Annotated in this window: 18 protein-coding genes; 1 reads left to right on the top strand and 17 read right to left on the bottom strand. The window is 36.6% G+C overall.

Annotated elements, in window-relative coordinates; genetic code table 11:
• The 5 genes from HUE58_RS00585 to HUE58_RS00565 all read right to left on the bottom strand — a co-directional run bounded on the left by HUE58_RS00585 (position 1) and on the right by HUE58_RS00565 (position 5,457).
• Positions 1-615, bottom strand: coding sequence for an NADH-quinone oxidoreductase subunit C (locus tag HUE58_RS00585; RefSeq protein WP_174605165.1), 615 nt, complete (start codon positions 613-615; stop codon positions 1-3).
• Positions 615-1,094 (bottom strand): NuoB/complex I 20 kDa subunit family protein, encoded by a 480-nt coding sequence (locus HUE58_RS00580; RefSeq protein WP_174605164.1) that lies wholly within the window; start codon positions 1,092-1,094, stop codon positions 615-617. The genes HUE58_RS00585 and HUE58_RS00580 overlap by 1 nt, the downstream gene beginning before the upstream one ends.
• Positions 1,095-1,097: 3 nt before the next feature.
• Positions 1,098-1,454, bottom strand: coding sequence for an NADH-quinone oxidoreductase subunit A (locus tag HUE58_RS00575; protein WP_174605163.1), 357 nt, complete (start codon positions 1,452-1,454; stop codon positions 1,098-1,100).
• A gap of 98 nt (positions 1,455-1,552) precedes the next feature.
• Entirely contained in the window at positions 1,553-2,977 is a 1,425-nt protein-coding gene (tldD, locus tag HUE58_RS00570; protein WP_174605162.1) for a metalloprotease TldD, read from the bottom strand.
• Positions 2,974-5,457 carry a YhdP family protein gene (locus tag HUE58_RS00565; protein WP_174605161.1) on the bottom strand — a complete coding sequence of 828 codons (2,484 nt, stop codon included), beginning with the start codon at positions 5,455-5,457 and terminating at the stop codon, positions 2,974-2,976. Before HUE58_RS00565 ends, tldD begins: the two co-directional genes overlap by 4 nt.
• Positions 5,458-5,713: 256 nt before the next feature.
• Between HUE58_RS00565 and HUE58_RS00560 the strand changes: the two genes are divergently transcribed.
• The gene (locus HUE58_RS00560) at positions 5,714-5,998 is read left to right on the top strand and encodes a c-type cytochrome (RefSeq protein ID WP_174605160.1); all 285 of its coding nucleotides are present in this window, start codon (positions 5,714-5,716) and stop codon (positions 5,996-5,998) included.
• 24 nt (positions 5,999-6,022) lie between these two features.
• On the opposite strand, the gene HUE58_RS00555 is transcribed toward HUE58_RS00560, so the two are convergent.
• The 12 genes from HUE58_RS00555 to HUE58_RS06720 form a co-directional block, all read right to left on the bottom strand.
• Positions 6,023-6,508 (bottom strand): asparaginase domain-containing protein, encoded by a 486-nt coding sequence (locus HUE58_RS00555; protein WP_174605159.1) that lies wholly within the window; start codon positions 6,506-6,508, stop codon positions 6,023-6,025.
• A gap of 95 nt (positions 6,509-6,603) precedes the next feature.
• Positions 6,604-7,062: a hypothetical protein gene (locus HUE58_RS00550; RefSeq protein WP_174605158.1), complete on the bottom strand. Its 459-nt coding sequence runs from the start codon at positions 7,060-7,062 to the stop codon at positions 6,604-6,606.
• A gap of 28 nt (positions 7,063-7,090) precedes the next feature.
• Positions 7,091-7,234, bottom strand: coding sequence for a hypothetical protein (locus HUE58_RS00545; RefSeq protein ID WP_174605157.1), 144 nt, complete (start codon positions 7,232-7,234; stop codon positions 7,091-7,093).
• Between the two features lie 229 nt (positions 7,235-7,463).
• Complete coding sequence (locus HUE58_RS00540) at positions 7,464-8,102, bottom strand: YggS family pyridoxal phosphate-dependent enzyme (protein WP_174605156.1); 639 nt, start codon at positions 8,100-8,102, stop codon at positions 7,464-7,466.
• Positions 8,099-8,956, bottom strand: a complete 858-nt coding sequence (locus HUE58_RS00535) for a dihydroorotate dehydrogenase electron transfer subunit (RefSeq protein WP_174605155.1) — start codon at positions 8,954-8,956, stop codon at positions 8,099-8,101. The genes HUE58_RS00540 and HUE58_RS00535 overlap by 4 nt, the downstream gene beginning before the upstream one ends.
• On the bottom strand, positions 8,949-9,848 hold the full coding sequence (gene argB, locus HUE58_RS00530; RefSeq protein ID WP_422851475.1) for an acetylglutamate kinase: 900 nt from the start codon (positions 9,846-9,848) through the stop codon (positions 8,949-8,951). Before argB ends, HUE58_RS00535 begins: the two co-directional genes overlap by 8 nt.
• A gap of 48 nt (positions 9,849-9,896) precedes the next feature.
• Entirely contained in the window at positions 9,897-10,091 is a 195-nt protein-coding gene (locus tag HUE58_RS00525; RefSeq protein ID WP_174605154.1) for a heavy-metal-associated domain-containing protein, read from the bottom strand.
• A 304-nt stretch (positions 10,092-10,395) separates the two neighbouring features.
• Complete coding sequence (locus HUE58_RS00520; RefSeq protein ID WP_174605153.1) at positions 10,396-10,647, bottom strand: hypothetical protein; 252 nt, start codon at positions 10,645-10,647, stop codon at positions 10,396-10,398.
• Positions 10,640-10,855 (bottom strand): cupredoxin domain-containing protein, encoded by a 216-nt coding sequence (locus HUE58_RS00515; RefSeq protein WP_174605152.1) that lies wholly within the window; start codon positions 10,853-10,855, stop codon positions 10,640-10,642. The genes HUE58_RS00520 and HUE58_RS00515 overlap by 8 nt, the downstream gene beginning before the upstream one ends.
• A 6-nt stretch (positions 10,856-10,861) precedes the next feature.
• Complete coding sequence (locus HUE58_RS00510) at positions 10,862-11,323, bottom strand: multicopper oxidase domain-containing protein (RefSeq protein ID WP_174605151.1); 462 nt, start codon at positions 11,321-11,323, stop codon at positions 10,862-10,864.
• Positions 11,324-11,589: 266 nt separating this feature from the next.
• Entirely contained in the window at positions 11,590-11,865 is a 276-nt protein-coding gene (locus HUE58_RS00505; RefSeq protein ID WP_174605150.1) for a hypothetical protein, read from the bottom strand.
• Between the two features lie 310 nt (positions 11,866-12,175).
• Positions 12,176-12,448: a non-canonical purine NTP pyrophosphatase gene (locus HUE58_RS06720; RefSeq protein WP_246260814.1), complete on the bottom strand. Its 273-nt coding sequence runs from the start codon at positions 12,446-12,448 to the stop codon at positions 12,176-12,178.
• Positions 12,449-12,576: the final 128 nt, after the last annotated feature.

The raw sequence follows: 12,576 nt of genomic DNA, 5'->3' as shown, positions 1-12,576 counted from the left end.
TTATTTCCTGATTACCCTCGGTACGTTAATATTTGACTCAATACTCACCTTTTCATAAACCACTCGACCTAAGTCTTCATCATAACGCATTTCAACTTCACCAATCATTGGGAAATCTTTACGTAATGGGTGACCTTTAAAGCCATAATCAGTCAAAATCCGGCGTAAGTCTGTATGATTTTCAAACAAAATACCCATCAAATCAAAAGCCTCGCGCTCATACCAATCAGCAGATACCCAAATATCGGTGACTGACTTGATAATAGGTTCAGCCTCGTCAACAAATGATTTTACTCTAATACGTTTGTTTTTACTCACGGATAACAGGTGATACACCACAGCAAAACGCTGCTCATGTCTGTCTTTTGAGCCTTGATGATTGCGTCCTCTGGAAAAGCCAGAAGCGCTGGCATTGCCATTCCAATCTGATTGCCCATAAGTTAAATAATCAACGCCACATAAATCTATTAACGTGTCAAAAGAGAAAAAATCTCTTAATTTTAGACAGGTTTTAATAATATCCTGAGAATCAACTGTTAAAGTTAACTCGCCAAAAGCTTCAACCAAATGGTACTCGCCGAAAATCTCAATTAATGATGCTTTTAAATCTTGCATTAAGTTCTCGCAATGGTGTTAGTACGACGAATTTTATCTTGCAGTTGCATAATGCCGTATAGCAATGCCTCTGCCGTTGGTGGACAACCTGGCACATAAACATCAACGGGAACAATACGATCACAACCCCTAACGACTGCATAAGAATAATGATAATAACCGCCACCATTCGCACACGAACCCATAGAAATAACCCATCTTGGCTCAGGCATTTGGTCATAAACTTTGCGTAAAGCTGGTGCCATTTTGTTGGTGAGTGTGCCTGCAACAATCATTAAATCTGACTGGCGTGGTGTGGGTCTAAAAACAATACCAAAACGGTCTAAATCATAACGAGAAGAACCTGCTTCCATCATCTCTACCGCACAACATGCTAAGCCAAAAGTCATCGGCCAAAGTGAGCCTGTTCTTGCCCAGTTAATAACACTGTCAAGTGATGTGGTTACAAAACCTTGTTTCATTAAGCCTTCAATTGCCATTAGCTATTCCCATTCAAGTGCACCGTTTTTCCACTCAAAAATAAAGCCCACGACCAATAAAAATAAGAAAATACTGATCGCGATAAAGCCAAACCAACCAAGTTGGGACTGAACTACCGCCCACGGAAAAACAAAGGCAACCTCTAAATCAAACAAGATAAATAAAATAGCCACTAGATAGTAACGTACATTGAAATACATACGCGAATCATCAAAGGCAGGAAAGCCGCACTCAAATTGAGTATTTTTTTCTTCATATGGTTTGCTTGGCCCTAGTAAATAACCAATTAACATCGGCCCAACACCAAACGCAAGCCCCAAGAAAATAAAAACAATGATAGGCAGATAGTTTTCTAACACCTAATTCCTCCCAATCAAAAAAATAGAATTCTAAACATTATATCTAATTTAATCAATCAGTTTACCTATAACCAACAAATACATTTTTAGAAGTTCAATTACGCATTAACCTCAGTACCGCCCACGGTTAACTGGTCTATTTTTAAACTGGGTTGACCAACACCTACGGGCACACTTTGACCATCTTTACCACACACGCCAACGCCATTATCAAGTTTTAAATCATTGGCTACCATGGATATTTTCTTTAACACCTCATCACCAGAGCCTATTAGTGTTACACCTTTAACGGGGTGCATAATTTTTCCATTCTTAATAAGATAGGCCTCGTTAGCACTAAAAACAAATTTACCTGAAGTAATGTCAACTTGGCCGCCATCAAAATTAAGCGCATAAATACCATCATCAACAGAAGCAATCATATCCTCTAAAGAATCCTGCCCGTTTAGCATATAAGTGTTAGTCATTCTGGGCATGGGAATATGAGCATAAGACTCGCGCCTGCCATTACCTGTTGACACCGTATCCATTAACTTGGCATTCATTTTGTCAAATAGATAGCCTTTTAAGATGCCATTTTCAATCAACAAAGTATTTTGTGTTGGCGTGCCCTCATCATCAATTGTCAAACTGCCACGCCTATTTTCCAAGGTACCATTATCAACAATGATGCATTTATCACTGGCCACTTGCTCACCAATTCTATTGGTGAATATGGATGATTTTTTACGATTAAAATCACCCTCCAAACCATGGCCAATGGCCTCGTGTAGTAATACCCCTGGCCAGCCAGAACCCAGTATGACTGGCATGTTTCCAGCAGGTGCGTTTTTTGACTCCAGCGCTACTAACGCCTGTCTAATAGCTTCATTAACATAAGTTTCATCCAAAGCATGGTCAATAAAATATCGATAATCATACCGACCACCGCCACCACTTGAAGCGGATTCAGTTCTACCATTGTGCTCAACAATAACACTCACACTAACACGTACCATCGGACGATAATCTTTTGCAAATACGCCATCAGTTGAAGCGATTAACACTTCGCTAAACCCACCAGAAATCGAAGCACTGACTTGCTTCACTTTAGGCTCCTTTCTAGCAAGCTTATCAATTCTGTTTAGAAAATCAACTTTTTTTTGCGAAGAAAAACTATTGAGTGGATTTGAATCGCCATATCTAGCAACTTGTGGAATGGATTGAAAAGCCTGAATTTTTCCCATACCAGTTTGAGTCGATATTCCCTTGGCAAAACCAATAGCTTTTTCAATCGCTTTGAGGTTTAAATCATCTGAATAAGCAAAGCTAGTTTGGTCAGAACTCACAGCTCTAGCACCCACGCCATGACTAATGTGATAAGTGCCAGATTTAACAATATTTTCTTCTAAAAACCAGGATTCGATTACCGAATGTTGAAAATACAAATCTGCATAATCAGCACCCTTAATTGCCAAAGAAGACAATAAAGCGGTTATTTTTTCTTGGTTTAGATGATGATCATCTAGTAGTTGCTCAATCATAATACGGTTGATATATTCTCAATAATGGGCTCATTCCATGAACCTGTTATTTTATATCTAAATCCAACAACTTCATCAACAATCTCATTAATCAACTTGCCTTTAAATAGCATTTTATCCGCCAGCCAAACCCCTAAACCTGTCAAGCCGCCACCAGCTAAATAGGTAGCAATCGGCACGGCATCACTAATGGCGGGTAATACTTTTGCTTCTAAATGATACTCTTGTTTAACGATATTAGTTGAGCCTGTTAAGCTAATCGTGCTTGAGCTTGAGTCAAGTTTAAAATGGCTGATGATTGCCATAGAATTATGAATAGAAACTTGTGCATCAATCGCATCATAAACAAACCCTTTGCTAATCAAATCAGTGACATTCAATTCTAAACGCTTGGCAATAGATTTAATATTAAGCAATGATAGAATCCGACCAATATTAGGGTCTTTGTCAGTAAATACACCTTCTTTAACTTTCATTTTAATCAAGCCACTGGTGTCTTTAAAATTCATGTTCCATGGCGCACAATTGCAAAATAGACGCACGTCAAACTCAAATTGACCACCACGAACTTTCTCTTTGATGTTTAATTTGTCAAGAAATTCACTCAACTTACTACCTTTTGCTTTGGCAGTGAGTATGGTTCTACCATCAACCCAAGCACCATCAAAACTAAGATTTTGACCATCCACACCTATGCCTAAAAATTCTAAATTAATGATCTTAAGCACCTTGTCTTGTGATTCAAGCGTGGTATTAAAATCAGGCAGCTTGCTTTCACCCACTTGCATGCCTTGTACACTTAAATACATACTGGGGAAATCCTTTGCCTGAATACCCCAATTACCTTTTATCTTGTCTAATGCTGTTATTTGAAGATTTATTAGTCTCACCTCGGGTAAAGCACCTTCATTTAGTATAATTTTTACATCAGTTTTTAACGCATCGGACTTAAGATTTGCCCGCCATGATTGATCCGAATATTTAGCCAAGTAAAACTCAAAATTATCACTACTGTTGGTCAGTCCTACTTCAAATAATGCATCTAAGGTGTTATCTTGATGATTAGAATTGATACGAATATTAAATGATTCGCCTCGAATATTGCCTACACCCTTTGAGGTAATTTGATTATTATGCAATACTAATTGTGCACTATAGTTCTTAACCACAATTGCACTATCCAATGTTGTCAAACGGTTGCCTTGGATGCTCAAATCAATATACGATACCGGCTCTGTTTCATCCAGTGGTATAATCAAATCTACATTGCCTGAAACCTTGCCAGATAAACTAAATTGCCCAAGCACATCATTCACATTATCATTCAATGGCGCATCTTTTAAAAACTGAGTTAATATTTCACTTTGGGTGTTAATTTTACTAACGATGTTAATCTCTAACTTGTCTTTGCCCATGTCCAACATTTGAACTTTCACACCTTGTAGAGGCATGTCATTTAACGTAGCATGATTAACCATAACTGTGATTTTTTTACCATCAATAGCAATATTTGCATCTAATTTCTTAAGACTTTGCCAATCAGTATTAAACAATAATTCAGTATTACTTAAGTGTGCATCAAATTTTATCTTTGCTGGCAGTTGCTTTGAAAGATTTTTCTTGATATTGATATTGATATCATCCAATTCACCTGATTGAAATGCATGTTTAATCCATTGATGAGTTGCATCACCTGTCAATGCTATAGGTAAATAATCACTAATATTGATCACATTCATACGTTGAACAAGGCCACTAAATTGGATGAAATCATCACCTTGCTGGTTATACAATTTAAGGCTTGATAACAATTCAAAATCATCATCACTCAAAATAATTGGTAGCGTTAAAAAACCATTCTGATTAGTCTTGGCGCCAGAGAAGGCAATCATAATGTTAAGGTGTTTAATGCCAATATTCTGATTAGATATTGTTAATAAAAATTGCATCCCATTTCTTTTAAGCGTCAATGGTGCAATTTCAACTGTATCTTTAATAACTGTATCTTCAATAATTGTTTTATTAATATGCAAGGATTCAAAAAAATATAACGCCTCTAACGTGTCAAGTGAGGCCATATTTTTAATATCATCTATACTAAGGTCATCAGGATTAGAGTAAAGCACCAAGGTGTCAATATAAATTTGGCTAGGATGATAAATATCATCAAACAGACTTAACAGATTAATATGCCAAGATAAGTTTTTAATCATGGCCATTTTCTGAGCCTCACTAGACGCAATGGAAATATCATGCACTTTTAAAGTAATACCTTTATTTTCAAAATCGAAGGTGATTTTAGACAACTGAACATCAAGCCCAGTTAAGCTTGATAATTGAGTCTCAATCGGTGCTTTTAGTAACATTAGAAAAGTCAAAAAAAATAACACTACTAATACAATAATGAACGCAAAAATAACACTAACCCAAGTGTTTATTTTTGATACTTTAATACCACTTAAGCGTGTGTTTTTAATCATTTTTGATACTTGTTGCTGACTTGGCAGTATAATATTGTCCTCTGGGAATTATAACTTATTTCTACGAACGAGTCATCTATCGATATTGACACAAAGCTATATTAAAAACAAGAAAAAATACTATGCACTTTAAGAATTTAGTAGCGGCTATTATTGGCGTTGATGCGTTTTTTTAGTCATTTAATTAAAGTTAACTCTGTTGACACTTCAATACTTGAAGGCAGAATTAGACCACTAGGTCAAGTATATTTAGAAAATGATATTTGACGTTAACATCATCAAAGCACCCGTAGCAGTTGCTACAAAACCTCGCAGTGGCAAAGAGGTTTGTACTTCTGTATACGCTAGTTGCCATAGTATTGGTATTGCCGGTGCACCTAAGTTTGGTGTTAAGACTGACTGGACACCAAGGATTAAACGCGGTATAGCAAGATTTAGTCAAAGTGGCAATCTCGGAGTAGGTGCAATGCCACCGAAAGGCACCTGTATAACTTGTTCAGATGACGAACTAAAAGCAGCCATTGAACATATGACAAAATAAAATCTGTCGATCCCATTCAAAGGGCTAGGAGGATATAAAAATACCCTGTCCTTTGTTTTTCTCTACTTTGTCAAAATCAAACACTTGCCCATTCATAGCAATATAAACACCGCACTTTTTGGTTTGTACCGCACTTAAAGCCATGCCTAAATTAAACAAGGCATCAGAGCTTTTGATAGAATAAGGCATCATAGCACCAAATAAAACAATGGTTTTGTTATTAATTTCTTTACCCAATAGTTTTGCAGTTTTAACCATGGTATCAGTACCATGAGTAATTAAAATACGGTTTGTCTCACTTGCCTGACACTTTTGCAAAATCAATGCTCGATTAGCATCACTCATATCCAAGCTGTCTTTTAAGAACAGTACTTCAGACAAAGTATCAACCATTGACCTAGATTGATTAAGCATATCAACAAGATGAGTTTGTTTAAATACTAACTGACCAGTCAGTTCCTTATAAACCTTATCAATTGTGCCGCCAGTGATTAATAATTTAATTGTCATGGTGTGAACAATACCTTATCAAAATATTTAGAATTTAATAAATCATACGGTGTAAAAAAAGTAACCACCATCCTTATCAACATCTAAATCATAGCCTAAATCTTTAACAGTTTCCAATATAAGTACCAAATAATATACTGTGAGCAATAAAATACACTGCCATCAGTTTTTTCAACTATCTTATATTGCTTGTGTTTAGTATTGGGTAAATTTTTTAAAAAAGCTGTTTTAAACTTCTCATTAAATGCTTTATATCTTAGCACCGTAAATTCTTTTTTCTTGCTAAGGTAAAGTATCACATCCGTTTCGTAATATCCATAACACAACTCTAGGTATTCTCCAACTTTATACTTACTAACCATAATTGCAGAATGCCCAAACCATGACATTGGTTTTTTCCAATCTTTGCTGGTAATAATAACATCCCCAATTTTTACTAACCTTGTAAAGTTGATCCTTAGTTTCCCAAGTATTAAATTCAGGTATATGAGAAATAGAGCAATCGCCAAGAAAGGCGGTTGCTCTGAATAGAATAAATAATAATTTAATGCCACTAATCAGCATTTATTATCACCAGATGCATTAAGCACCTTTACATTCATTTTTTATTTGTGCTGTTTCTATTGCTTCTACCATACCTTTATATTTAGCAAGATTAGTTCTAGCATCTGACATTTGTGTGGTCAGAACTGCACAACCACCATCAGTATATCTTTCATGGAACATATAAAGATGCGACAATACTTTCTGCTCTGTTAGTACAACCTGTTGTGAGAATAATCGCTACCAATACCCTCCCCTCCCTCTTAATAAAAATCTCTTGTTCAATATAAACATGACCTCCTTTAAATAATTAAAAATAAAATAAATTTTATACTGAATGTTTATTACCTTGCTTTCTATTTAGGCTGCTTTAATTTTTAAATTCAAGCTAAAAAAGTAAAAGTGGTTGTATTTAAATCCTCTTGCCAAAAATATCTGTACCAATACGTACAAAAGTAGCACCACTAGCAATGGCTAATTCTAAATCATGACTCATGCCCATCGATAAAACATCCAAGTTGGGATGTTGCTTGATAACGTTTGCCATTCTTACAAAACTTTGTGTTGAGTTAGAAGGATTAGGTATACACATAAAGCCCCTTAAAGTGAGATTTTTTAGGCTTTCAAAATGAGTCATTAGTTCATTAATTCCTTCAACCAATACGCCTGATTTGCTAGGCTCATTATCAATATTAATCTGAAGAAGTACCTTTAATTTAGGTAAGTTTTTTGGGCGTTGATCGTTGAGTCTTTGGGCAATTTTAAATCGCTCTATACTGTGTACCCAGTCAAAATTTTGGGCAATTTTTAAGGTTTTATTTGACTGAATAGGGCCAATAAAATGCCAAATTAAGTTTTGACCCTTTAAGTGATTAATTTTTATCAACGCTTCTTGTAAATAGTTTTCAGCACAATGTTGCTGACCCGCATCAATGGCTTGTTGTAACTCATCTGTCGATCTAGTTTTACTCACTGCAATTAAAGTAACGGATTGAGTGTGATTGACGCTGTTAATCCTTGCTTGAACTTTTACTAAGTTATCTTTAATCAAAATACTTGGTAGGCGTCAAACACTGGACCATCAACACAAACACGCTTCATAGCAATGCCCTGATCAGTTTGCACTTCAACCACACACCCTGCACAACCGCCCACAGCACAAGCCATATTTTCCTCCAATGAAATTTGACAAGGTAAGTCGTATTCTTTAGCCAAACTAGCCACTGCCATTAACATTGAGTTTGGGCCACAAGCATATACTTCAACTTGCATTCTTTCATCAGCTGTTAGACCATCTAAATATACTTTGGCTAAATCAGTTACAAAACCCTTAAATATACCATCAAAACCTTGCAGGCTGGCTAAACGGCATTCAATACCCCAATCTTCTAATTCAGGCATGGTGTATGTTGCGCCTTGATAATTCTTGTTATTATCGGCCAACTTATCAGCAAAGGGAAATGGCACTTCAGCGCCTAGGATTGCAAAAGATTCATAGTCAAAGTCTTTTACTTGCTGTGCAATGGCAATCATCGGTGGCATACCCACACCGCCACCAATCAATAGTGGTCGTTTTTTATCAGTGAGTTTAAAGCCGTTACCGATAGGACCAATAATTGATAGCACATCGCCCACTTTACGCTGTGATAATTGGCGAGTGCCTTCACCCACAACCTTATAAAGCAAATCAAAAGTGCCATTTTCAAGATCAACTGACATAATTGAGATGGGTCGTCTCATAGCTAAAGCACTAGAGACAGTAAGGTGTACAAACTGTCCTGGTTTGGTTTGTTTGGCAATAATGTCTGATGCCAGAGTTAAAATATGTTGCTCGCCTTCAAACTGATAATGTGCCAAAATTTGACAATCACAAACCTTAATACTATCTTGATTAGACTTACTCATTGCAAGTAATCAATGTGCCTACACCACTATCTGTAAAGACTTCTAACAATACTGCGTGTGCAGCCCGTCCATCAATAATATGCGTAGATTTAACGCCATTTTTAACGGCTGATAGAGCGCAATTAATTTTTGGCAACATGCCACTATGAATCGTACCGTCCTCAATCAATTCATCAATAATATTGGTATCAAGCCCAGTTAATAATTCACCATTGGCATCTAATAAACCAGACGTATTGGTTAATAATATTAATTTTTCAGCATTCAGTGCTTGTGCAATTGCACCTGCAACCAAATCTGCGTTTATATTATAAGAAAAACTATCTTTGCCTACACCAATAGGCGCGATAACTGGAATAAAGTCCCCTTTTAATAATAAGTTAATCACCGAAGTATCAATTTTATCCACCTCACCCACATGGCCAAGATCAATAATTTCAGAGGTCGGTTCAATATAATGCTTTAATTTTTTAGCAGAAATTAAACTGCCATCTTTGCCAGTCAAGCCAATTGAATGACCGCCATGTTGGTGAATGAGATTGACAATTTCTTTATTAACCAAGCCACCTAGTACCATTTCAACCACGTCCATGGTTTCTGCATCGGTGACGCGCATACCATCAATGAATTGACTTTGTTTACCAATTTTCTCTAATATCTTGGCAATCTGTGGACCACCACCATGCACCACAATTGGATTCATACCCACTAACTTCATCAGCACAATATCGCGTGCAAAACTGGATTTTAAGGCCTCATCAACCATGGCATTACCGCCATATTTAATGACGATGGTTTTTCCTTGGAACTTTTGAATATAAGGCAAGCTTTCTGTTAAGACGCTTGCAATATTGTGTGTGTTATTAGACATGGTGTTTTGATGATTATTCATATTTATGCAAAGATCTCGTTTAACATATAAATTTATTAAAGCACTATTTTACTTAATGCTTATACAATAAATCTGATTATTTCTTTGACAACCAAAACCACCAGTATTAGCAGTATGGTCAGAAAAATTAACACTGGCCTTATCAACGCCATCAAGCTTATTCAAGGCATTTTCAACACTGGCAACACATCCACAAGCACAAGGCATGCCTAAAATTGATAAATGAATGCTGTTATCGCTCATACAAGCCCCATACTATAAATTAAACATAACTTTTTATCTACTCCTTACACATTAATAAAGTTTGTTCACTCTTTGCAAACAACGAATATAACTAATAATTTTAGAACATCCTTGCGTTTAATACTTTCAACAGGCGGCATATTCCCAAACCGCTAATGATGTGCTGTAACGCCATTCATGACTGCACGGTAAAATACCTCATTTGCATAGTGAGATGATTTGTAAAAGTTTAAAAGTTATGAATCAATGCGATTCATAACCATGGTTTTGCCATTAATACTAAAGACATCACCACCAAACATCATCATTGGTCCCATATACGCATTTGCAATGTCATTAAACGCTCATTAACATTGGGGGGCATCAGTTGATGCGTTATTAGTTGATTAGGAATGCTTCGGTTACTTGTTTGTGCACTTAAAGCATCAATTTGGAAAATAGTCAAGTCTTTATCGCGATTCATCATTCTACTCATCATGCCTATTCCCATACCTGATGATGTTTGATTGACATTATGTTTCAAAGTAGGCGTTTTCCCATCTGCCACATCAAGCAAAATTTCTACTCTTTCTGCTGGTACTAATTCTAAGTGAATTAACTTTGTTAGAGCGCTCTAACAAACCACCATCACTACCAATGATATAAAAAGTCCGATGATCATCAAAACTCAAATGATAGGTTCTAGCATTAGAGCCATTCAATAGGCGCAAGCGCAATAATGATTTCTTTGCTTCTAAAACAGAGTTAATAACACCATTAACCAAAACAGTTTATCCCTTCTTACTCATCATTCTATCTGGCATGGAGCGAATATAGGCAAATACACCATTTTTCTTAAAGTCCTTGTTCTGAATAATGACTGGAAAATCATCCCCACCATATTCCATAGGTGGACTTAAGTTTTTAGCGGATTCATCATCAATAATAAACATCCCTGCCAATCCTTGGCAAACCTGCCTACCTGTTTGATGAATTTGATGAGAGTGATACCATAATGTTGCTGCATCTTGAATAATATTAAACTCACTTAGCCAAGTACCACTCAGTTGAATTGGCTGATGAGGCCCACCATCTGCTTTGGCAGGTAGCTTCATCCCATGCCAGTGTAGCATGGTGGTTTTATCAAGGCTATTTTTAACCTTAATGTGTACTCGGTCACCTCTATTGCCTCTCAAAGTCACGCCTAAAAAAGACTGATTAATGCCTAATGTTGGGATTAATTGATTGGGCAAAATAGCACTTTATCCAGATTGGATCTTTAAATTAAAACACACATCTTTGCCAATCCTTTTACCTGTTTCTAGTATGGGTACTTGAAAACGATTTTTAAACAACCGCCTACTTGGTAAAACTATTTGCTTAGGCAAGGCCATCAAAGCCAAACCAGCTTGAAGAAATCGCCTTTTTCTAATCATTTTGAAAACCTTGCGTCATATTTTGCTGTATATCTTTAGACCACAGACTATGAATATGATCAAGTAGGGCTTGTTTTTAAGCCCTAACATTTACCCACCAAATTATACGCCACCGTTATTAATAGTACGTAATAATTGTACGGGTGGGGGTGATGCCAAGTATGCACCGTACCATTCACAGGTGGTGCTGGAAAATTGCCATCAGCTTGCCTCTTTTTCCAATCTTTAACAAGACCACCACCTGCTTTCCCGTGGCGCACTAGACAATTTTTATTAAAAGTTGTTTTTGCCTGCACATCACCACTATCAAAACAACTGCTTAAAAACAACACGCTTGATAACATTATTAATATTTTCATCTTTTTCTCTTTTCTTTTCTAAAATTAAAATATAGGTATTATAAGTTTATTACCACTGAGTGGTGCATCCAAAAAAGAATTAAGCAATGGGAGGAGGGTTAATAATAGGCTTACTCAAAGAGTGACAATTGATATTGACAAAAACATAAGGCGTGAGTACAAACGTTAAGCGTTGTAGAACTAAGCTAGTGTTTTGAATTGCCACACAAGCACTACAAACTGAATCACACTGAGCGTGTACGCTATCTGTTGCATAGTCTGCATAACATCAGCATCATAAGATGTGCAATGCGATGGCTCATCGCTAATACTAGACTGAGCATTTGCCAGAAATACCAATAAAAATTGGGTCATAATCAAAGCCATTATCACCCATTTTTTCACCTTCCCAACCACGTTGAATAATAATGGGTGTTGGATCATTTTTACACTCAACAAGAACAATCGCGCACCAAAATCGTTCAGTTCTCTCACCCTCTGGCACGTCCTTCATATCGGTTAATACTTTTTGAGTATTCGCCTCATCATCCCCATGACAATTCACATAACGTGCAGAATAAATACCAGGACTCGCCCAGTACATCTATCACAATACCTGAGTCATCAGCCAGTACTGGTAATCCAGATTATTCACTGGTATTTCGTGCTTTAATCAGTGCATTTTCAACAAAGGTTAGCCCTGTTTCTGGCACTTCTTCAACCTGCATATCT

The organism is Candidatus Ruthia endofausta, assembly GCF_013342985.1.
Taxonomy (GTDB): Bacteria; Pseudomonadota; Gammaproteobacteria; order PS1; family Pseudothioglobaceae; genus Ruthia; species Ruthia endofausta.
Note: the sequence above shows the minus strand (reverse complement) of the source record. Positions and strands in the feature narration are given on the sequence as shown.

Coding starts and splice junctions, on each gene's coding strand:
- HUE58_RS00555 (WP_174605159.1), bottom strand. CDS start 6,508: ATGACAATTAAATTATTAATCACTGGCGGCACAATTGATAAGGTTTAT.
- HUE58_RS00585 (WP_174605165.1), bottom strand. CDS start 615: ATGCAAGATTTAAAAGCATCATTAATTGAGATTTTCGGCGAGTACCAT.
- HUE58_RS00580 (WP_174605164.1), bottom strand. CDS start 1,094: ATGGCAATTGAAGGCTTAATGAAACAAGGTTTTGTAACCACATCACTT.
- HUE58_RS00565 (WP_174605161.1), bottom strand. CDS start 5,457: ATGATTAAAAACACACGCTTAAGTGGTATTAAAGTATCAAAAATAAAC.
- HUE58_RS06720 (WP_246260814.1), bottom strand. CDS start 12,448: ATGTACTGGGCGAGTCCTGGTATTTATTCTGCACGTTATGTGAATTGT.
- HUE58_RS00525 (WP_174605154.1), bottom strand. CDS start 10,091: ATGAGCGATAACAGCATTCATTTATCAATTTTAGGCATGCCTTGTGCT.
- HUE58_RS00505 (WP_174605150.1), bottom strand. CDS start 11,865: ATGAAAATATTAATAATGTTATCAAGCGTGTTGTTTTTAAGCAGTTGT.
- argB (WP_422851475.1), bottom strand. CDS start 9,848: ATGAATAATCATCAAAACACCATGTCTAATAACACACACAATATTGCA.
- HUE58_RS00535 (WP_174605155.1), bottom strand. CDS start 8,956: ATGAGTAAGTCTAATCAAGATAGTATTAAGGTTTGTGATTGTCAAATT.
- tldD (WP_174605162.1), bottom strand. CDS start 2,977: ATGATTGAGCAACTACTAGATGATCATCATCTAAACCAAGAAAAAATA.
- HUE58_RS00545 (WP_174605157.1), bottom strand. CDS start 7,234: ATGTTCCATGAAAGATATACTGATGGTGGTTGTGCAGTTCTGACCACA.
- HUE58_RS00560 (WP_174605160.1), top strand. CDS start 5,714: ATGATATTTGACGTTAACATCATCAAAGCACCCGTAGCAGTTGCTACA.